The sequence below is a fragment of the Nocardia sp. NBC_01329 genome (assembly GCF_035956715.1).
In the GTDB taxonomy this organism is placed as follows: domain Bacteria; phylum Actinomycetota; class Actinomycetes; order Mycobacteriales; family Mycobacteriaceae; genus Nocardia.
In genome coordinates, this window is sequence record NZ_CP108381.1 from 5,400,195 (window position 1) to 5,421,137 (window position 20,943).

Here is a 20,943-nt window from a genome sequence, read left to right on the forward strand (position 1 = left end):
GGAAACAATCTCACCCACGGAGAAATCGCATGTCACCCGCTGACGCCTTCGTATCCGGCACGCGCACCATCACCGCGCCCACCAAGCCCGCGCCCACCGATCAGCCCGCGTGGAACAAGCAGAAGAACTCGTCACTGCCCGTCTTCCGATACCGGCCGTTCGCCGAAGAAGTCGAGCCGGTGACGTTGCCGGACCGCACCTGGCCGGACAAAGTGGTCGACCGAGCGCCCGCCTGGTGCGCCGTCGATCTCCGCGACGGAAACCAGGCGCTGATCGACCCGATGAGCCCCGCCCGCAAACGCCGCATGTTCGACCTCCTGGTGCGAATGGGTTACAAGGAGATCGAGGTCGGTTTCCCGTCGGCCAGCCAGACCGATTTCGACTTCGTCCGCGAGATCATCGAAGACGGCGCGATCCCCGACGACGTCAGCATCCAGGTGCTGACCCAGTGCCGTCCCGAGCTGATCGAACGCACCTTCCAGGCGTGTGCCGGTGCCTCGAACGTGATCGTGCACTTCTACAACTCCACCTCCATCCTGCAGCGCCGGGTGGTGTTCCGCGCCGACCGTGATGCCGTGCAGAAGATCGCCACCGATGCCGCGCGGCTGTGCCTCGAGGTCGAGAAGCGCTACCCGGACACCAACTGGCGTTACGAGTACAGCCCGGAGTCCTACACCGGCACCGAGCTGGAATACGCCAAACAGGTCTGCGACGCGGTCTCCGAAATCATCGCCCCGACGCCGGAAAAACCGCTGATCATCAACCTGCCGGCCACCGTCGAGATGGCCACACCCAATGTGTACGCCGACTCCATCGAATGGATGCACCGCAACCTGGCCCGGCGCGATTCGATCGTGCTCTCGCTGCACCCGCACAACGACCGGGGCACGGCGGTCGCCGCCGCGGAACTGGGCTATCAGGCCGGTGCCGACCGTATCGAGGGCTGTCTGTTCGGCAACGGAGAGCGCACCGGCAACGTATGCCTGGTGACCCTGGGTATGAACATGTTCTCCCAGGGTGTGGATCCGCAGATCAACTTCTCCGATATCGACGAGATCCGTCGCACGGTCGAATACTGCAACCAGCTTCCGGTGCACGAACGCCACCCCTACGGCGGCGATCTGGTCTACACCGCGTTCTCCGGCAGCCACCAGGACGCGATCAACAAGGGCCTGGACGCCATGAAGGCGAGCGCCGACGCGGCCGGGTCCGATGTGGACGATATCTCCTGGGAGGTGCCGTACCTGCCGATCGACCCGAAGGACGTGGGCCGCACCTACGAGGCGGTCATCCGGGTCAATTCGCAGTCCGGCAAGGGCGGTGTGGCCTACATCATGAAGACCGATCACGGTTTGGCCCTGCCCCGTCGGCTGCAGATCGAGTTCTCTCAGGCGATCCAGCAGATCACCGACGGCGAGGGCGGTGAGATCACGCCCAAGGAGATGTGGGACGCCTTCGCCGACGAGTACCTGACCCCGATCCGGCCGCTGGAACGGATGCGGCAGAAGGTTACCGCCGCCGAAACCGACGGTGGTACCGACCGCATCACCGCGGTGGTCAAGGTGGACGGGGTCGAGCAGGAGGTCACCGGTAGCGGTAACGGCCCGCTCGCGGCCTTCGTCGATGCCATCGCCGCGGTCGGATACCAGGTGGAGGTCCTCGACTACTCCGAGCACGCATTGTCGGCCGGCGATGACGCCCAGGCCGCGGCCTATGTCGAATGCGCCATCGGCGACCGGGTCTTATGGGGTGTCGGTGTCGCCACCTCGATCACTACCGCCTCGCTGCGCGCTGTGGTCTCGGCCGTCAACCGGGCCGCCCAGAAGTAGTCCCCGCACGGATATCCACCGGCCGTCGTCGCCCGTATTCCACGGATGACGGCGGCCGGCTCCGGGAAACCGCCCGGCATGCGATCCCTCCCGCACCTGCTAGCGTTGGTCCGGACTCCACGCCGCCGAGCTCTCTGCTCGAAAAACCCGAGCAGATGGGGGAACTGTGACTACTGACGAACACGACCCGACTTCCCGGCCCTGGCCCCCGAGTCAACCGGTGGATACCGCCGGCAGCGACGAGCCGGCTACCGCGCGGCCCACGGATTCGGCGCGCAAGGATCCGGAACCGGGCGCTGCCCCGGACAACGACTCCGAGCAGGCGACCTCCGATTCGGCGCAGCCCGCGACTGCCGGGCCCGAGAGCTTCGAGGCGACAGCCGCGAGCGATACCGCTCAGGCCGCTGAATCCCCGGGCATCGAAGAGTTCCCGAATCCGGAGCCGAACGGTTTCGCACCGGATGACGCTGCGCCGTCCGGGCCGCCCGATCCGGCAGCGCCGCCGTGGATGGACGGCAACGGCTTCGCGCCACCGGTCCCCGGACAGGCACCGGCCGAGGGAGCCCTCTACGGAAACGCCCCGTTCGACCAATTCGCCCCGCCCGTGCCCGGCGGGGCATTCAGTGCACCTGCCCCGGAGCAGTTCTCGCCGCCCGGCAGCGGACAGTTCCCGCAGCCGGATCCGAATCAGTTCCAGTCGGCGAATACCGGCTTCGGTGGTGAAGCCGGACAGTTCCAAGCTCCGGGCACCGGATACGGCAGCGGCCAATTCCCGCAACCCGACCCCGGACAGTTCTCGGCTCCCGGTACCGAATACGGCAGCGGCCAATTCCCGCAGCCGGACCCGAGCCGGTTCCAGCCCAACGGGCCGGGGCAAGGCGGGCCCGACCCGTTCGCGGTACCCGCACCCGGCGGCCACTATCCGCAACAGGACCCCAATCTCTATCCGGGGCAACCGAATCAGGAGCAGGCCCCCTACTCGCCACCTGCCCCCGACAGCAGCGGACAGTTCCCGCAACCGCCCGCCCAGCCACCCGGCGGGTTCGCCCCGCAGCCCGGTCCCGCACCGGAAGCCGAGCAGGGCGGGCCGATCTACAGCTGGGCCCCGCCGCCGATGCCGGCCGCGCCGCCGCCCGTGCCTGCGCAGCAGTTCCAGCAGGCAGCGCCGCCCCCGCCGGCGCACAATCCCCCGACCGGACAGTTCCAGACTCCGAACTGGGGCGCCGATCCCGGGAGCGCGCCACAACCTCAGCAGCAGTTCCAGCAGCCGGGTCAACCCGGTCAGCAATCGTTCCAGCCACGCCAGATGCCCGAACCCGGCCAGCTCGGTAATTCGGTCAACGACCTGAATCTGCTGAAACGTGCCCGGAAGGCGCCGCGCGGTGGCTGGCGGCGGGCGGTGCACAAGGTCTCGCGCGGCGCGATCAACCCGGGCGAATCGGCCTCCGATGTCGTCCACCGCGATTTGGTGGGCCGGGTGAACGCACCGGTCCACGGCGACTTCCGGATAGCGATCCTTTCGCTCAAGGGCGGGGTCGGCAAAACCACCACGACCGTCGGTCTGGGTGCCACCTTCGCCTCGTTGCGCGGCGACCGGGTGATCGCGATCGACGCGAATCCCGACCTGGGGACCCTGGCTCACCGGGTACCGCGCCAGACCCGCTCCACCGTGCGCAATCTGCTCGAAGACCAGCACATCACCCGCTACTCCGATGTCCGGGCGCATACGTCGCAGTCGCCGAGCCGGCTGGAAGTGCTGGCCAGCGAACAGGATCCGGCGGTATCGGAAGCGTTCAGCGAGGCCGACTACCGGCGGGCGATCGGGATCCTGCAGTCGTTCTACAACATCATCCTCACCGACTGCGGTACCGGATTGATGCATTCGGCGATGTCCGGTGTGCTCGATATGGCGAGCTCTCTGGTCCTGGTCACCTCCCCGGCCATCGACGGCGCACGTAGTGCCTCGGCGACCCTGGACTGGCTGGACTACCACGGCTATTCGCATCTGGTGCAGCAGACCGTGGTGGTGGTGAACGCGTCCCGACGTGGATCCACATCGGTGAACCTGGACCATCTGCGCCGGTTGTTCCTGGACCGGACGCGGGCGGTGCAGGTCGTTCCCTTCGACGACCATCTCGCCGAGGGCGCCGAAATCGATCTGGAACTGGTGAGCAAACCGACTCGGCAGGCCCTGCTGGAGCTCGCCGCGATGGTCGCCGACGATTTCGCCAATGTGGACGGCTACCCCTACGGCAACCGCTACTGATCGGTCACGGGCGGTGGTTCGGCAGTGATCTGCCGGGCCGCCGCCGTGAACGAGTCCAGAACCGCGGCGATCGCCGGCCGGTTCTCGGCAAGCGGCCTGGTGACAAGGTCGTAGAGGCGGGCTGCCCGGACCCCGGACAGTCGCAGTTGTGACAGGGCCGGGTGGGTGACGACGTACCGGGGCATCAACGCCACCCCGTACCCGGCGGCGACCAATGTCTCGATCATCCGGAAATCGTTGAGGCGCTGGACGATACGCGGTTCGACACCGGTGACCGTGGCGATCGAGCGCAGTACATCGTCCACCGGGAAACCGCCGCGTACGCTCAGCCACGCCTCCTCGGCCAGTTCCGCCGCCGAAACCTCGGCCCGGCCGGCGAGCGGGTGATCGGGGGCGACGACCACATCGATCGGTTCGCGCATGAGCACCCGGGAGCTGATCCGGGGCCCCGACACCGGGGCGGCCCGTTCATCGCGGTGGGTGAGCACGATGTCGTAATCGGCGAGCAGGCGCGGGGTGTCGTGCGGCGGTACGTCCTCGTCACCCGCGGCGATCTCGACACCGCTACCGGCCACGGCGGGAAGGACATGCGGTAGCAGGAGCGCCCCACCGGAGGGGAAGACGCCGACCCGGACCTGCCCCCGCGGCGACCCGCGATAGTAGGCCATCTCGGCCACCGCTCGGTCGAGCGCCGCGAGTACCTCGTCGGCCCGGACCACGAGAGCGTGCCCGGCGTCGGTGAGGCGGACGCGGCGACCGCTCGGTTCGAGCAGGGCGACGCCCGCCTCCCTGGTCAGCACCTTGAGTTGCTGTGATACTGCCGACGGGGTCATGGACAGGGCGGTGGCCACCGCGCCGACCGTGCCGCGATCGGCGAATTCACGCAGGATGCGGAGTCGTTCCACGGACAAGGCGGGATGCGAACCGACCATTAAGCGATACTAAAACATTAGTCCATAACAATTCGATTGTTCTGACAGGTTGATACATCCCATGATTAACGGGTGACCTCCCGTGACCGCACGCTCGCCCTGACCGTCATTCTGCTGTGGGGAGTGAACTTCCTGGCCATCCGCGTCGGGCTCGACCATCTGCCGCCGTTCTTCTTCGGTGCGCTGCGGTTCGCGGTGATCGCCGTCCCGGTCCTGCTGTTCATCCCACGTCCCGCCGTCCGGATGCGTTGGATACTGCTGTACGGCACAGGTTTCGGACTCCTGCAATTCGCCTTCCTGTTCACCGCGATGCGGGTCGGTATGCCGACCGGGCTGGCCTCACTGGTACTGCAATCCTCGGCCCCGTTCACCGTATTACTCGGGGCACTGCTACTCAGGGAGCGACTGCGGCCCCTGCAGATCGCCGGACTCGCGGTCGCGGTCGCGGGAATGGCGGTGATCGGCTGGGACCAATTCGCCCACGCCGCCCTGGTACCGGTCCTCCTCACCCTGGCGGGCGGATTCAGCTGGGCACTGGGCAATATCGGGGCACGCCGGGCCACCGTGGAATCGCCGGGCATCAATCCGCTGCATCTCACCCTGTGGATCACCGCGGTGCCGGTGCTGCCCCTGTTCGCACTCTCCGCCCTCTGGGAGGGCCCGACCACGGGTGTGCGCGCACTCGCCGGCACCTTCTCGGCCGACGGCTGGCCGGCGCTGGCAGGCCTCGCCTATATCGTCGCGTTGGGGACGGTCGTGGGTTCCGGCGTGTGGACCTACCTGATGAGCCGGTATCCGGCCGGTAGCGTCGCGCCGTTGTCGCTGCTCGTGCCGGTCGTCGGATTCACCGCCGCGTGGATCTTCCTGGACGAGACCCCAGCGCCCGCGAGCCTGATCGGCGGGGCGGTGGTCATCGCCGGAGCCTTCGCGGCGACGGTGGGTGCCGCGAAGACCGCACCGCGACCGGACCAGGAGCGCGCGGACTCGTCCGCGAACAAGACGGCCGGCCTCCCGGAGCGCCCGGATATCCACAACCCGAAGGTGCTGGAGCCGGCGATCCGATGAGTCGCCGGGCTCCCGATCTCGCGGTCGGTGCGCCGAACGGGGCGCATCCCGTTTAGAGTATGGCGCGATCGAGACAGCTACCCCGGGTTAGGCAGCGGAAGACAACATGGCAGAGCAACGGTGGCCCACCTCGGGCGCCGCAGAGGTTCCAGGTCGTTCCGCCGGGCCGGGAGCCTTCACCCGGCGAACTGTGCTCCGCGCCACCGCGGCCGCCGGGATCGGGGCCGCCGCAGTAGCGGCGCTACCCGGCGCGACCGCGCGAGCCCGGACGAAGTCCCGGGTAGCCGTACTGGGTGGTGGTGTCGCCGGACTCACCGCTGCTCACGAACTAGCCGAACGCGGCTTCGAGGTCACTGTGTACGAACGCCGGGCACTCGGCGGCAAGGCCCGCAGCATGCCGGTCCCCGCGACGGGAACCGACGGACGGCCCGATCTGCCCGGCGAGCACGGTTTCCGCTTCTTTCCCGGCTTCTACCAGCACATTCCCGATACGATGCGGCGAATCCCGTTCGGCGAGAATACGAACGGAGTGTGGGACAACCTGGTCGGCGTCCCCGACGCCCGGTTCGCCCGGGCCGACGCCGACGACATCCGTGCACCACTGGGCTTCGGCCGGGTGAACGCCGCGACCGCGGAAGGTATGCGGGAGAGCCTCGCAGCGGTCATCGCCACCACGCTGAAGATGCCGCCCGCCGAAGGCCTTTTCTTCGCCAACCGGCTCCTGGTGTTCAACACCAGTTGCGACGCACGCCGCTTCGGCCAGTGGGAACACACATCGTGGTCGGATTTCGTCGGCGCGCACGGACGGTCGCACGAGTTCCGCGCACTGGTCTCGCGCACGCTCACCAGCCTTCTGGTGGCCGCCAAAGACGACCTGGCCAGTGTGCGCACGATCGGCTCGATGGGCGAGCAGTTCCTCGGTAATCCGATGCAGATCGGCAACGACGGCGATCTGGACCGAGTGCTCAACGGTCCCACGAACGTCGCGTGGATCGACCCATGGGTCGCACGGCTGCGCGAACTGGGCGTGCGCTTCGAACTGGACGCCGAAGTGCGTGGGCTGGAGGTCCGGGATCGGCGGATCACCGGCGCGCGGATCATCCACGGCGCCGGCACATCCGAGACAGTGACAGCGGACCATTTCGTCGTCGCCCTACCGGCCGAACGTGCCCGCGACCTGTGGAACGCCGATATCCTCTCCGCCTGGCCGCAACTGGCGGCGATGAGCCGACTCGTCACCGACTGGATGAGCGGAATCCAGTTCTACCTGCGCCGTCGGCCCGGACTCGGGGCCGGTCACTCCGCCTACATCGACTCGCCCTGGTCGCTCACCTCCATCGCCCAGGACACACTGTGGGCGCGCAAGCTGCCCGAATACGGGGACGGCACGGTGCTCGAATGCCTGTCGGTCGATATCTCGGACTGGAACACCCCGGGCATCCTGTTCGGCAAAACCGCCAAGCAATGCACGCACGAGGAGATCGCCCGGGAAACCTGGGCGCAGATCCTCGCGCACCTCAACGACCGCGACGAGATGCTGCGCGACGCCGACCTGCACTCCTGGTTCCTCGACCCCGGTATCAGCTGGAACGCCGACCGCGGCGAGAACGCCAACGCCGACCCACTCTTGATCAATACCGCCGGATCGTGGGATCTGCGGCCGGAAGCGCACGGTGGCGTCGAGAACCTCTACCTGGCAGGCGATTACGTGCGCACACATATCGACCTGGCCACCATGGAGGGCGCCAACGAATCCGCGCGGGCCGCGGTGAACGCGCTGCTCGAGGTCACCGGTTCGGACGCACCCCGCTGCGCGACCTACACCCTCTGGCGAGCCCCGGAACTCGAACCCCTGCGCCGCGCCGACGCCGACGCCTACGCGGCCGGTCGGCCGAACGTATTCGATATCCAGCTCTGATATTGCCCGGCACCGGTGTCACCGCAGGGTGAACTCCCCCGCGCCGCGCGAGGGCGAGCGCGGCGGGTCATTAGACTGCGCGGCGTGGCAGAGATATCGGTGCGGGGGCGCGTAGCCCTCGGGGTGGCCGGCGCGGCGGCGTGGGCCTCCCGTAAGGCGGGCCGGGGCAACGGGTCGATGATCGGCGGATTGCTCGCGCTGAAGGTCGACCCGAGAATCATGAAGCAACTGGGCCGCGGTCGGCGCACTGTGCTGATCACCGGCACCAACGGCAAATCGACCACGACCCGGATGACCACTGCCGCGCTCAGCACACTGGGCGAGGTCGCGACCCAGGCCGACGGCGCCAATATGGATGCCGGGATCGTCTCGGCGCTCAATGTGCACCGAGGCGCGGCACTGGCCGCGATCGAGGTGGACGAACTGCATCTGCCGCATGTCACCGACGCGCTGAAGCCCGAGGCGGTCGTCCTGCTGAACCTCAGCCGCGATCAGCTGGACCGGGTCGGTGAGATCAATATGATCGAACGCCGACTGCGTTCGGGCCTGGCGCGGCATCCGGATACCGTCGTCATCGCCAACTGCGACGACGTACTGATCACCTCCATCGCCTACGACCATCCGAACGTGATCTGGGTCGCCGCCGGCAGCGGCTGGGCGATGGACGCCACCAGCTGCCCGCGCAGCGGAGAGCCGATCCTCTGGGAGGGCACGCACTGGCACAGCACCGGCGCCGATTTCTCCCGACCGCAACCGGATTGGTGGCTCGACGGCGACAAGCTCTGCGGTCCCGACGGAATACGGCTGCCGCTGCGGCTGGCGCTACCCGGCCGGGCGAACCGGGGCAACGCCGCACAGGCGGTGGCCGCCGCAGTGGCGATGGGCGCCGATACCGAGCAGGCCTGCGCCGCCACCGGAACAGTCCAGGAGATCGCCGGCCGCTACCGCACCGTCCAGGTCGGTGAACACGCCGCCCGGCTGCTACTCGCCAAGAACCCGGCCGGCTGGCAAGAAGCCTTGTCGATGATCGACCACAGCGCGTCCGGGCTGGTGATCGCGGTGAACGGGCAAGTACCCGACGGCGAGGACCTGTCCTGGCTGTGGGACGTACGGTTCGAACATTTCGAAGACGTCCACGTCGTCGCCGCCGGGGAACGCGCCACCGATCTCGCCGTACGCCTCACTTACGCCGGGGTGAAGCACACCACGGTCGCCGATCCGGTACGCGCGATCGCAACCTGCCCGGCCGGCCCGGTCGAGGTACTGGCCAACTACACCGCGTTCCGCGATCTCAACCGTGACCTCCAGGAGCGGACCCGATGAGCGATTCGACCATCCGGATCGGGCTGGTGCTGCCCGATGTCATGGGCACCTACGGCGACGGCGGCAACGCGCTGGTACTGCGGCAGCGACTACGGTTGCGCGATATCGACGCCGAGATCGTGGAGATCACCCTGCCCGATCCCGTACCGGAATCCCTGGACATCTACACCCTCGGCGGCGCGGAGGATTCGGCCCAGCGCCTGGCCACCCGCCACCTGCTGCGTTTCCCCGGCCTACAGACCGCCGCCGGGCGCGGCGCCCCGGTACTGGCTATCTGCGCGGCGATCCAAGTCCTGGGCCGGTGGTACGAGACCTCGAGCGGTGAACGAGTGGAAGGTGTCGGTCTCCTGGACGCCACCACCTCTCCGCAGCAAACCCGCGCGATCGGCGAGGTGACAACAGATCCACTGCTCACCGGCCTGTCCGCACCGCTGACCGGATTCGAGAACCACCGAGGCGGCACCACCCTGGGCCCGGACGCCACCGGGCTGGCCCGAGTGACCCGCGGCGTCGGCAACGGTGTCGGCGATGGACTGGAAGGCGTGGTGCAGGGTTCGGTCCTGGGCACCTATATGCACGGCCCCGCTCTGGCCCGCAACCCCGAACTCGCCGACTACCTGCTCGGCCGCGCTCTCGGGGTCGACTCGCTACCACCTCTGGACCTCCCGGAAGTAGACCGACTACGCCGCGAACGCCTCCGCGCCTGAGCTGTGTCTTCGGCGCGCTGGCGCGCGCGGGGGTTGAGGCCCTGAAGTCTCGCCGTTCAGGCCTCGAGACTCGCACCCTGGCCTGGGTGGGTTCACCTCGGCCGAAGGTGCTCAACGGTCGGTCCATCGGATGGCCGACCGCACGTCGCATGCGCTTTCGAGGCCTGAACGGCGAGACGGCCTCAACCCTTTGGGGTGTCTCGTAAGACTCGACTCATACGGTTGCGTCGGCATTCGACCGCCGGGGTCGGGTGGGGTGAGGTGGGAATTCGGCCACGTGATGGGGGCATCGTCTCTCTCCGATCGGCCGCCCGACCTTCACACTCGAGCCGACCTCGAACGGGGGATCCTCTCCCGGTGGTCGACCCGACCCCTCGGCGCGGGTGGTGGCGGGGCATAAACTTCCCCGGGTGAGTTACGACCATGTGCTGTTGCCGTCCGGTGTCGCCTCCACACCCGAGGAGGTCGACGCGTATCTCACTACTCAGCAAGGTCGACCCGAGACCGACATTGTCGCGGAGCTGGCGGGGGAGCTGAACGTGCGCAATGCCGAGCTGCCCGAATCCGACAGTTTCCTGAGCGTGTCACCGCTGGGCGGGGCACCGACCGGGGCGGTACTACAGGTGCCGAGCCCCTACGATGCCATCGGCTTCGTTCGCGATCTGCTCTTCGAACTGGCCACACCGCGGGGTTACGCGGTGTACGACCCCCAGCTGACCTGGTTGATCGATCCCGCCGGTCATGTTCCGGTCACCGTGACGCACGGCGGTGCGGGCGAATTCCCTTATCTGACTGAGGCACTCGCCGCCTCCTGGGTTCGTGAGCTGGCCGACCCGAACCCGTATCTGATCGTGGAGCGGGCCCCGGAGGTCTACATCCAGACCTACCGGGAATCAGCCGAGGATTACACGGTCGAGTTCCGCGACGGGAGCCCCGACCGGCATTTCACGGCGCGGATCACGGGATCCGACGCTGTCGCGGGCCTCATCTGGGATTGGGCCCGCCAGGACCGTGCCCGGCTCGACCGGCTGCACTGGGAGCGGCTGGAGTTGTGAGCACCGCGACCGGCCCGGCCGTCACAATGCGCGACGGCCGGAGAACGCCCGGCCCAGGGTCAATTCGTCGGCGAACTCCAGGTCACCGCCCATGGGCAGGCCCGACGCCAGGCGGGTGACGGTGAGGCCGGGGAAATCACGCAGCATGCGCACCAGGTAGGTCGCGGTCGCCTCGCCCTCGGTGTTCGGATCCGTCGCGATGATCACTTCGGTGACATCCACCCCGTCGTCCTGGCTGCCGATGCGGGTCAGCAGTTCCCGGATACGCAACTGTTCCGGACCGACCCCGCTCAACGGGTCGAGCGCACCGCCCAGCACGTGGTAGCGGCCCCGGAACTCCCGGGTCCGCTCGATGGCCGGAACATCCTTGGGTTCCTCGACCACGCAGATCATGCTGCGATCGCGGCGCGGATCAGCGCAGATCCGGCACAGTTCGCCGTCGGCGACCGTGCCGCATTGCGCGCAGAACCGCACTCCGTCCCGGATCTTCTGCAGCACCGCCTGGAGCCGGTCGATTTCCGGCGGTTCCACTCCGAGCAGGTGAAACGCGATCCGCTGGGCGCTCTTGGGACCGACACCCGGCAGTTTCCCCAGTTCGTCGATGAGATCCTGAACCGGACCCTCGTACACCGCGATACCCCGGCCCGATCAGAAGCTCGGCAGACCCGGTGCACCGCCGCCGGCCAGCGGCCCGAGCCGTTCGGCTGCCAGGTTCTGGGCGTTGGACATGGCGTCGTTGACCGCGCCGATCACCAGATCCTGCAGGGTTTCCACATCTTCCGGGTCGACGGCCTTCGGATCGATCGTCAGCGACAACACCGCGCCGGTCGCCTTGATCCTCACCCGGACCAGACCGTTACCGGCCTGGCCGTCCACCTCGGCCGCGGCGATCTCGGCCTGCGCCGCCATCACCTGCTCCTGCATCTGCTGGGCCTGCTGGAGCAACTGCTGCATATCGAACTGACCATCGGGCTGCACGGGATTCCTCTCTACGGACGAGTCACAATTCAGCCTAGACCGCCGCGGTCGTGGATTCAGCCGCACCCACGCCCGCCTAATATCGGGTTGCCCGGTGCATTCGTACCGCGCCGAAAATTCTGGACCGTAACTGGAGCTGATTGTGTCCAAGGGATATCTGCTGGGTGCCCTCATGATGGTGTCCGGCGTGTTCCGCGCGGCTACCGCCGAAGCCGACCCGGAAGCGGCCGTCGACCACGGCGACGGCTGCGTCATCGATCCCGCGGCACCGGCAGTCACCATCGACTCGTTGCGCTGGAATTGCACCGGTCTCCAGCACGCCCGGATCTACCGCACCGCACAGGCGGGCTCGGTGCCGTCCGGGGTGATGAACGGCTGGGTGACCTCGACCTCGCCCATCGAGCCACTCGTGCCCGCGTTCTGGATCGGGAAGGCCTTCGACACCGGGCCCGACGGCGGGCAGTTGACGAATCGGATCACCGGCGCGGATCTCGAAGGCTGGCCGGCGAATGTGTACCCGGCCCCCTCACGCGTCGACGGGGAAAAGACCTGGGTGCTGGACTACACGCCCGCGATCACCCCGCAGGTGTACGACGAGATCCGCGAGATCGTGCCGGGGGTGTGGCTCGGTTACTCATGGTGGCGCAGCACTCGTCAGACCCCCGTGTTGCTCTCGTTCGTCCTCGCTCACGGAGAAGCTGTCGGTCCGTGAACCGCTGATGCCGGCCGGCCCGCCCCGGGCCCGGATCCGGCGGTCACCGGAAAGGATCGTGAACCCGCTCCCGGTGACCGCCCGATACGGTGGAACTCGGCCCGATCAGGCCAGTTCGCGCTTCAGGTTCTCCAGTACCTCGGCCTGGATCTTGCGCAGGCCGAGGGGCGCGAAAATGCCCTCGAAGATGCCTTTGACGCCGCCGGCGCCCTGCCAGGTGGTCTCCAGGGTGACCGTCGAACCGGAACCGGTCGGGGTGATCGTCCAGGTGTTGACGAGCGAGGAGTTGGCGTCCTTCTCGGTGACGACATTGTCGGCGACCGAAACCTGGGCCCGGATATTGCGGACCCGCTTCTCGGTGGCCTGCAGGGTCCACTCGGCGACGGTGCCGTCCCCGTGCCCACCCTCGACGACCTTGTAGTCGCGGTAGTGCGCCGACAGGATCTTCGGGCGCACCTCCGTGTAATCGGTGACCGCCGCCAGTGCGCGCTGCGGGTCTGCGGCGACCTCGATCGAACTGCCGGCTTTGACCTGTCCCACGGTGAACTCCTTATTCGGGATGCGTTGTGACAGCCTGTATTCTCTCCCCACCCCGGGCGGGACAGGGCCGGGGCCCTGTCGATCCCGGTTACAGATGGCAACACCGGGAGCAGAGGTGACCACTGGGATGCGGCGGCGAGAGCCCGACGGCGTCGACCCCGACACCCGCCCCGCGCCGAACAGCCCCCGAATCCAGGGCCTGGAACGCCCACGCAACCACATGAGTCGAGTCTTACGAGACACCCAAAGGGTTGAGGCCGTCTCGCCGTTCAGGCCTCGAAAGCGCATGCGCCGAAGGCGCGAGTCTCGAGGCCTGAACGGCGAGACTTCAGGGCCTCAACCCCCGCGCCGCCGCAGGCGGCGCCAAAAACACAGACAATTCCGAAATAGCGGTCAACCAGCATGAACAGTTCGTCGAACACGGTGCAACAGATATGTGACATTTCGCCACCGACGATCCCCCCGCTGTGGCCGATCAAGACCAAGTAGGACTAGCGTCTAGACGTGGCAATGAGTCTGTTGGGGAAGGCCGGCCACGGTCCGGCCGCATATGAATCCGGGTTCGCCGCATATCGGGCAGGTGTCGATCGCCTGCTCGCGAGCTATCGCGCCATCCCGGCGGGCGCAAACGTGCGGCTGGCCAAGAAGACTTCCAATCTTTTCCGCGCGCGGGCGAAGAACACAGCACCTGGGCTGGATGTCTCCGGTCTCACCCGGGTGATCGAGGTCGACCCGGAGGCCAGGACAGCCGAGGTCGCGGGCATGACCACCTACGAGGACCTGGTGGCGGCCACCCTGCCGTACGGTCTGGCACCGCTGGTGGTGCCGCAGCTCAAGACCATCACCCTCGGTGGAGCGGTGACCGGGCTCGGGATCGAATCGACTTCCTTCCGCAACGGTCTACCGCACGAATCGGTGCTGGAGATGGAGGTGCTCACCGGAGCCGGTGAGATCGTCACCATCACCCCGGACGGCCCGGACGGCGAACTGTTCCGTGGTTTCCCGAACTCCTACGGCACGCTGGGCTACGCCACCCGGTTGAAGATCGAGTTGGAACCGGTGCTGCCGTATGTGGAGTTACGCCATCTGCGGTTCCACGACCTGCGCGAACTGGAGGCCGTGCTGGACCGGGTCGTGCTCGAGCGCAGGTTCGACGGGGAACAGGTCGATTACCTCGACGGTGTCGTTTTCAGCGCCGGGGAGAGCTACCTGACCCTGGGCCGGCAGACCGGCGAACCGGGGCCGGTGAGCGACTACACCGATATGGACATCTTCTACCGGTCCGTCCAGCACGACGACCCGGCGCCGAAACGCGATCGGCTCACGATCCACGACTATCTCTGGCGCTGGGACACCGATTGGTTCTGGTGTTCACGCGCGTTCGGCACGCAGAACCCGAAGATCCGTCGATTCTGGCCGAAACGCTATCGGCGCAGCAGCTTCTACTGGAAGTTGATCGCCCTCGATCACCGTTACAATATCGGCGACAAACTGGCTGCACGCAGGGGCGATCCGCCGCAGGAACGCGTGGTGCAGGACATCGAGGTCCCGGTGGAGCGCACCGCGGACTTCGCGGAGTGGTTCCTGCGCGAGATCCCGATCGAACCCATCTGGTTGTGCCCGCTGCGGCTGCGCGATTCCGCCGCGGCGGACGACACCCGGCCCTGGCCGCTGTATCCGCTGCGCCCGGGTCGCACCTATGTGAATATCGGCTTCTGGTCGGCGGTTCCGAAGTTGCCCGGTCAGCTGGATGGCGCGGCGAACCGAGCCATCGAGAAAACCGTCACCGAATTCGACGGACACAAATCCCTGTACTCGGACTCTTTTTACGAGCCCGAGGAATTTGCCGCCCTGTACGGCGGTGAAAGTTACGAAACATTGAAAAAACGCTACGATCCCGGCCAGCGACTGCTGGATCTGTACTCGAAGGCGGTGCAACGCAGATGACGACATTCAAGGATAGATCCGATGCTTTCGCGGACCTGGGCACTCGGCTCAGTATCGCCGAGGTCGTCGAGACCTTGGTCGACGGCGATGTTCCTATCAAGCTGACGGCATACGACGGCAGCACGACCGGTCCCGTCGATTCCGAGTTCGCGCTCGAGATCCGCAATCCGCGGGGCATAAACTATCTCGCCAATGCCCCCGGCGACCTCGGTCTGGCACGCGCCTACATAGCCGGCGATATGGACGCGGCCGGGGTGCATCCCGGCGACCCTTACAAGATCCTCGCCGCGATGACGGATCTGAAATTCAAACGACCGTCGGCACTTTCCCTGGTCGCCATCGCCCGATCTCTGGGGTGGGAGCGGCTGCGCCCGGTGCCGCCGCCACCGCAGGAGACGCTGCCGCGCTGGCGGCGGATCGCGCTGGAGGGGTTGCGCCATTCCAAGGCCCGCGACGCCGAGGTCATCCATCACCACTACGACGTCTCGAACACGTTCTACGAGTACGTTCTCGGTCCGTCGATGACCTACACCTGCGCGTGTTACGGCGAGCGGGACTGGTCGCTGGAGCAGGCTCAGGAGAACAAATACCGGCTGGTTTTCGAGAAGCTGCGGTTGAAAGAGGGCGATCGCCTGCTCGATATCGGTTGCGGTTGGGGCGGTATGGTCCGCTATGCCGCCAAGCGGGGCGTCAAGGTCATCGGTGCCACTCTTTCGGCCGAGCAGGCTGCCTGGGCGCAGAAGAAGATCGCCGAGGAAGGTCTCGGTGATCTCGCCGAGGTCCGGCATTCCGATTACCGCGATGTCGCCGAAACCGAGTTCGACGCGGTTTCCTCGATCGGGCTGACCGAACATATCGGGGTCCAGAACTATCCGTACTATTTCCGGTTCGTCCAGAGCAAACTGCGTCCGGGCGGCCTGTTCCTCAACCACTGCATCACCAGGCCGGACAACACCCGCACCACCAAAGCGGGCGATTTCATCGACCGGTACGTGTTCCCCGACGGGGAGCTCATCGGTTCCGGCCGGATCATCAGCGAGATCCAGAATGTCGGCCTGGAAGTAGTGCACGAGGAGAATCTGCGCGAGCATTATGCGCTGACACTCGCCGAGTGGTGCAAGAACCTGGTGGCCAACTGGGATGCGTGTGTCGCCGAGGCCGGTGAGGGCACGGCCAAGGTGTGGGGCCTGTACATGGCGGGAAGCCGGCTCGGTTTCGAACGCAATGTCGTGCAGTTGCACCAGGTGCTCGGAGTGAAACTGGGCCCCTCCGGGGACCCCGAGGTTCCGCTGCGTCCCTGGTGGCAGCCCTAGCGGTAAGGGCCCGGCGACCGGGCTCAGCTGAGGAGTTCGTCGAGGAAGCGGATCGGGACACGGATCGCACCGAGGGTGCGGACCGTGTCCGTTCCGTCCGGCGTGGTGACCGGCAGATCATCGCGCACCACATGCAGAATCTCGCGAACGGCGGGACCCGCGTCCAGTAACGGACGGGTCCAGCCGAGCTCGGCGCAGGTGGACAACGCGGGCGCCAGCAGCGCGGCCGCTTCACCGACCCAACCCGCTGCGGCGAGGCATTCGGCGAGCAGCAGCGACATATCGAGCTGGGCCCGGGGCCGCCCCTGTTCACCGGTGCGCCCGTGGAGCGCACGGGCATGGCGGGCCGCGCGTTCGTGCTCCTGGCGGTCCCCGGTTTCGAGCAGCGCGCGGATCATCGTGATCTCGCCGGCCTCGATATTCAGCACGGTCGGCGCAACGTCCGGGCCGGAACTGCGGTCGCGACCCGTGAATTTCGCCAGGCCACGCGCGGTGCTGTCCGCGGCTTCCGGCCGATCGCCCGGCCCGGGCCGCACGATTCCCAGGTGGATCTGCTCGGCCCGGATATGAGCGGCCAGCCGGGACAGTTGGTGATCGGCCGCGATCCGGGAACCCTCGGCCAGCCTCACCGCGGCCGCGGTGAGGTCGCCGCGCAGAGCCTTCACCCGAGCCCCCGTGACGATGGTGGCGATCAGCGATTCGATCGGACCGATCCGGGCCACCAGCTGGTAGCTCTCATCGAACAGCTCTTCGGCGGCAGCCAGATCACCGCGCCGGTATTCCAGTTCACCGAGCAGCCCGGCCACCGCCCGGACCCCGTGTGAGCGCGGGCCGGACCGGGTCCGCGCGGTCTCGTAGGCCTGCTGGTAGGCGCTCAGCGCGGCCGGGATATCGAGCTGTTCGTAGGCTATGAGTCCGCGACCGCACCAGGCGAAGATCTCACCGAGCGGTTCGCGCGACCGCTCCTGGTACGGTCGCGCCCACTCCAGCATGGCCGCGGCCGCCGCGAAGTCGAATTCGCAGATCCGGACGTAGGCCTGGATATTCGCGGCCGTGGCCACCGTCCACGCCGGCAACTGGTCGGGATGCTTCAGTGATTCGGAGACCTGTTCGACGACACCGGCAGTGCGATCGTGGGAGATCTCGTCGGAAGCGGCGAGTACCGCGGCCTGGCACCGTTGTTGACGAACCTCGCCGTCGTCGTCCGGACTCCTCGACAAGACGTTCGACAGCCGGTTCAGCGCCGATCTCGCCGCGGTGGACTGCTGCAGGTTCACATTCGCGCGGGCCACCGCCATCAGCAGTTTCGAACGCGTTGCGACCTGCTGCACCGGTAGTTTGGAGACCGACCCGAGCAGAGTCGCGACCCGCGATCCGTCGATCAGGTCCATCCCGCCGCTCTCCAGCAGATCGAGCGCGGTCTTGAAATCGGTGCCTGCCAGGGAATGATCCACTGACTTGCGCAGCAGCTGATGTTCGGCGTACCAGCGCGCGGCCCGCCGGTGCAGGGTTTTCACCCGGCCCGGCCGGTTTCGCTCCAGCCGGGCACGCAGGTACTCGGCGAACAACGGCTGCATCCGGTACCACTCCGGATCCTCGTCGATATGCCGCACGAACAGTTCGCGCCGTTCGGCCTCTTCGAGCAGTCGAGGGGCCTCGTCGCTACCGGTGACCGCGGCGGCCAGCGACCCGTTCGCCTGCTCGATCACCGCGAGATCGGACAGGAAGTCGAGCATCTCCGGTTCCAGGGTGTCCAGCACGTTCTCGGCCAGGTATTCGCGGATCCCGTGCCCACCCTCCGACATCCGGTCCAGCAGACCCGCCGGGTCCGGGTCGTCGCGCAGAGCGAGACTGATCAACTGGACCGCGGCCGGCCAGCCGTCGGTGGCGGTGTACATCCGGTCCACCTGATCGGAATCGAGCTCGAAACCGTTGCGCCGCACCAGGATCTCACCGGTCTCGGCCCGGGTGAGGCGCAGTTGCTCGGAATCGAGCTGCACCAGTTCGTCGTTCATCCGCATCCGGCCCATCGGCAGGTCGGACGGGTCACGACTGGTCACCACGAACCGCAGGTGGTGACAGCCGCTGTCCAGGAGAGCCGATAGCACCCGCAGCGCGCCCGGATCACTGAGCCGATGCCAGTCGTCGATTATCACGACCACCGGTTTCCCGCTGGTGTGCAATTCGTCGATCAGACTCGAGATCGCGAACGCGACCGTATCCGCGGGCCGTTCCTCGAGCATCTGCCCCAGCCCGGCACCGATCTCGGGCCGGACCCGGTTGACGGCCTCGATCAGATGCGCCAGGAACCAGACCTCGTTGTCGTCTCCGCTGTCGATACCGATCCAGGCGACGGGAAGATCCAATCCGGCCAGTTCGTCGCGCCACTGCGCGGCCAGCACACTCTTCCCGAATCCGGCGGGAGCGTGGATCACGGTGAGCCGGCTTCCGACGCCGTCGCGCAGGATATCCAGCAGCCGGGGCCGGCGCACCGGTTCCCGGGGCGGCGTGGCCGGGTGGAACTTCGTCGCCGGACTCGGCGGCAGCGTGGCCGGTGAGCGTTCCAGCGCACTACCGGTCGCACCGAGCCGACCCGCGGCACCGCTGCGCGGGCCCGTCCCGCTGCCGCGTTTGCGCGCCCGGGCGACGCCGAAAGGGCTCGGCGCCGCAACGGCGTCGCCGGCGGCGATACCGCGACCCGCCATGGTGGGCGGTAGCAGCGGCCAACTCCGGCGCGCGGTCACCGCAGGCGCCCTGTCGTGTACCGGCGGTGCGGCATCGACCGCCGTAACCTCTGGATCCAGCAACGCCATCTCGTCCGGGACCTGATCGTGCGCGAGTTGCACCGCGCGCAGCATCTCACCGAATTCGTAGGCCGAGGCCGGGCGTTCCTCCAGTTCCTGGGCCATGGCCTGCTCGATGACCGCGGCCACATCAGGCGGAATATCCTGTTCACGAAGATCGGGTACCGGCTGGGTCGTGATCCGGAGGAACTGCGCGACCACCCGTTCCCCCGCCTGCCTTTCGAACGCCGCATGACCGGTGAGCAGGGCGAAAAGGGTCGCCCCCAACCCGTACACATCGGAGCGCACGGTCGGTTCGGCCCCTTTGAGGACTTCCGGGGCGGTGAACGCGGGCGAACCGGTGATCTGGCTGCTCGACGTGCGGAAGCCTCCCGGCATCCGGGCGATCCCGAAATCGGTGAGCTGTGGTTCCCCGTAGGAGCTGAGCAGCACATTGGCCGGTTTCACATCCCGGTGCAGGATCCGCGTGCGATGCGCGCTCTCGATGGCACCCGCCAGTTTCACCCCGACGCGCAAGGTATCGGTCCAGCTCAGCGGGCCTACATCATGGACGAGACGTTCCAGCGACCCGTGCGTGGCGAACGGCATCACGATGAATGGCAACCCGCTCGCGGTCACATCGACCTGGAGGATGTCGACGATATTGGGATGCCCCGAGAGCCGGCCCATGGCATGTTCTTCGCGCAGGAACCGCTCCCGGCTCTCGGAATCGAGATCGGAAGAGAGCACCTTCACCGCGACCACCCGGTCCAGCGCCCGCTGCACGCACCGGTACACGATCCCGAAACCACCGCGCCCGATCTCCTGCGCTTCGGTCAGCCCCTGCTCCGCGAGTTCCCCGGATATCCGTTCCGTTTCGTCCGGATCGGATTCCGCTGGACTCGCCACGCCCAGGGTCGGCTCGGGCGGTGTCGCCGTCTCGGATGCCCCGGATTCTCCGGACACTTCTTCGCCGGACACTTCGACCGCATCAGCGGCTTCGGCGCCACCGCGGGCACCGGCGTTTTCCGGATCAGCTGTTTCTTCCGGAACAGCGGCCCCAGCAGAGACGTAGGCGTTATCCGATTCGCGGCCCCCGGGGCCCGAACGCGTTCGTGGAGTCATCTCACCACCTCGCACTCGTAACGAATCGGCTGCGGAGGCGAATCCCGCCGCCATGGCCGTTCCGGTCTTCACCTCCAACGTAGCGCGCCCGATACCCCGATGGGTGCTTTCATCCGGCTCGCGTGTCCTGTTCGAAGGTCTCGATTCATATCGCGCCGCACACGGCATTGGTTACCGGGACCACCCAGTAGCGAAACCGACGCAGCCACCAACACAGCACGATCGCAATCATCCCCAGGCATCCACAGGTCCCCGGTACTCCACGACCCGTCCATCCCAAGTCGCTGCCCTTCGCGGGCATCATGCACGCGTACCCGCCCGGCACGGCCCATCCAGATACCGAATATCGGATCGCAACCCCATGAGTCGAGTCTTACGAGACACCCCAAAGGGTTGAGGCCGTCTCGCCGTTCAGGCCTCGAAAGCGCATGCGACGTGCGGTCGGCCATC

The 20,943-nt window shown here is 67.2% G+C and carries 16 protein-coding genes; 10 read left to right on the plus strand and 6 right to left on the minus strand.

All coding sequences use genetic code 11. From position 1 onward, the window contains the following. Positions 1 to 29: 29 nt before the first annotated feature. Positions 30 to 1,829 carry a 2-isopropylmalate synthase gene (gene leuA, locus OG405_RS24580; protein ID WP_327148790.1) on the plus strand — a complete coding sequence of 600 codons (1,800 nt, stop codon included), beginning with the start codon at positions 30 to 32 and terminating at the stop codon, positions 1,827 to 1,829. A gap of 166 nt (positions 1,830 to 1,995) precedes the next feature. Then, positions 1,996 to 4,095, plus strand: a complete 2,100-nt coding sequence (locus OG405_RS24585) for a MinD/ParA family ATP-binding protein (RefSeq protein WP_327148791.1) — start codon at positions 1,996 to 1,998, stop codon at positions 4,093 to 4,095. Here the strand turns inward: OG405_RS24585 and OG405_RS24590 are convergent. Then, complete coding sequence (locus tag OG405_RS24590) at positions 4,089 to 5,006, minus strand: LysR family transcriptional regulator (RefSeq protein ID WP_327152499.1); 918 nt, start codon at positions 5,004 to 5,006, stop codon at positions 4,089 to 4,091. The genes OG405_RS24585 and OG405_RS24590 overlap by 7 nt on opposite strands. 93 nt (positions 5,007 to 5,099) lie before the next feature. Here OG405_RS24590 and OG405_RS24595 point away from each other — a divergent pair, with 93 nt between their 5' ends. The 5 genes from OG405_RS24595 (at position 5,100) to OG405_RS24615 (ending at position 11,095) form a co-directional block, all read left to right on the plus strand. After that, positions 5,100 to 6,092: an EamA family transporter gene (locus tag OG405_RS24595; protein WP_327148792.1), complete on the plus strand. Its 993-nt coding sequence runs from the start codon at positions 5,100 to 5,102 to the stop codon at positions 6,090 to 6,092. 106 nt (positions 6,093 to 6,198) lie between these two features. Beyond that, on the plus strand, positions 6,199 to 8,010 hold the full coding sequence (locus OG405_RS24600) for a hydroxysqualene dehydroxylase (RefSeq protein ID WP_327148793.1): 1,812 nt from the start codon (positions 6,199 to 6,201) through the stop codon (positions 8,008 to 8,010). Positions 8,011 to 8,094: 84 nt separating this feature from the next. After that, on the plus strand, positions 8,095 to 9,333 hold the full coding sequence (locus OG405_RS24605; protein ID WP_327148794.1) for a Mur ligase family protein: 1,239 nt from the start codon (positions 8,095 to 8,097) through the stop codon (positions 9,331 to 9,333). Then, positions 9,330 to 10,040 carry a type 1 glutamine amidotransferase gene (locus tag OG405_RS24610; RefSeq protein ID WP_327148795.1) on the plus strand — a complete coding sequence of 237 codons (711 nt, stop codon included), beginning with the start codon at positions 9,330 to 9,332 and terminating at the stop codon, positions 10,038 to 10,040. The genes OG405_RS24605 and OG405_RS24610 overlap by 4 nt, the downstream gene beginning before the upstream one ends. Before the next feature lie 410 nt (positions 10,041 to 10,450). Continuing rightward, the gene (locus OG405_RS24615; RefSeq protein WP_327148796.1) at positions 10,451 to 11,095 is read left to right on the plus strand and encodes a hypothetical protein; all 645 of its coding nucleotides are present in this window, start codon (positions 10,451 to 10,453) and stop codon (positions 11,093 to 11,095) included. Between the two features lie 21 nt (positions 11,096 to 11,116). On the opposite strand, the gene recR is transcribed toward OG405_RS24615, so the two are convergent. Both recR and OG405_RS24625 read right to left on the minus strand, forming a co-directional pair. Beyond that, a complete protein-coding gene (recR, locus tag OG405_RS24620; protein WP_327148797.1) occupies positions 11,117 to 11,725 on the minus strand; it encodes a recombination mediator RecR in 609 nt (202 codons plus the stop codon). Positions 11,726 to 11,743: 18 nt separating this feature from the next. Continuing rightward, a complete protein-coding gene (locus tag OG405_RS24625; protein WP_327148798.1) occupies positions 11,744 to 12,073 on the minus strand; it encodes a YbaB/EbfC family nucleoid-associated protein in 330 nt (109 codons plus the stop codon). A 142-nt stretch (positions 12,074 to 12,215) separates the two neighbouring features. Between OG405_RS24625 and OG405_RS24630 the strand changes: the two genes are divergently transcribed. Next, on the plus strand, positions 12,216 to 12,785 hold the full coding sequence (locus OG405_RS24630; protein ID WP_327148799.1) for a hypothetical protein: 570 nt from the start codon (positions 12,216 to 12,218) through the stop codon (positions 12,783 to 12,785). Between the two features lie 105 nt (positions 12,786 to 12,890). Here the strand turns inward: OG405_RS24630 and OG405_RS24635 are convergent, their stop codons facing one another. Both OG405_RS24635 and OG405_RS24640 read right to left on the minus strand, forming a co-directional pair. Continuing rightward, on the minus strand, positions 12,891 to 13,325 hold the full coding sequence (locus OG405_RS24635) for an SRPBCC family protein (protein ID WP_327148800.1): 435 nt from the start codon (positions 13,323 to 13,325) through the stop codon (positions 12,891 to 12,893). 269 nt (positions 13,326 to 13,594) lie between these two features. Next, complete coding sequence (locus OG405_RS24640; protein ID WP_327148801.1) at positions 13,595 to 13,747, minus strand: hypothetical protein; 153 nt, start codon at positions 13,745 to 13,747, stop codon at positions 13,595 to 13,597. A gap of 88 nt (positions 13,748 to 13,835) precedes the next feature. Here OG405_RS24640 and OG405_RS24645 point away from each other — a divergent pair, with 88 nt between their 5' ends. Continuing rightward, complete coding sequence (locus OG405_RS24645; protein ID WP_327152500.1) at positions 13,836 to 15,272, plus strand: FAD-binding oxidoreductase; 1,437 nt, start codon at positions 13,836 to 13,838, stop codon at positions 15,270 to 15,272. Beyond that, positions 15,269 to 16,585, plus strand: coding sequence for a class I SAM-dependent methyltransferase (locus OG405_RS24650; protein WP_327148802.1), 1,317 nt, complete (start codon positions 15,269 to 15,271; stop codon positions 16,583 to 16,585). Before OG405_RS24645 ends, OG405_RS24650 begins: the two co-directional genes overlap by 4 nt. Positions 16,586 to 16,608: 23 nt before the next feature. Here OG405_RS24650 and OG405_RS24655 read toward each other — a convergent pair whose 3' ends face one another. Further along, entirely contained in the window at positions 16,609 to 20,493 is a 3,885-nt protein-coding gene (locus OG405_RS24655) for a protein kinase domain-containing protein (RefSeq protein WP_327148803.1), read from the minus strand. Positions 20,494 to 20,943: the final 450 nt, after the last annotated feature.

What these genes read in the sequence shown, in the direction of transcription:
- OG405_RS24650 (WP_327148802.1), top strand. Translation starts at nt 15,269, where the DNA reads ATGACGACATTCAAGGATAGATCCGATGCTTTCGCGGACCTGGGCACT.
- OG405_RS24600 (WP_327148793.1), top strand. Translation starts at nt 6,199, where the DNA reads ATGGCAGAGCAACGGTGGCCCACCTCGGGCGCCGCAGAGGTTCCAGGT.
- OG405_RS24610 (WP_327148795.1), top strand. Translation starts at nt 9,330, where the DNA reads ATGAGCGATTCGACCATCCGGATCGGGCTGGTGCTGCCCGATGTCATG.
- OG405_RS24655 (WP_327148803.1), bottom strand. Translation starts at nt 20,493, where the DNA reads ATGACTCCACGAACGCGTTCGGGCCCCGGGGGCCGCGAATCGGATAAC.
- OG405_RS24645 (WP_327152500.1), top strand. Translation starts at nt 13,836, where the DNA reads ATGAGTCTGTTGGGGAAGGCCGGCCACGGTCCGGCCGCATATGAATCC.
- leuA (WP_327148790.1), top strand. Translation starts at nt 30, where the DNA reads ATGTCACCCGCTGACGCCTTCGTATCCGGCACGCGCACCATCACCGCG.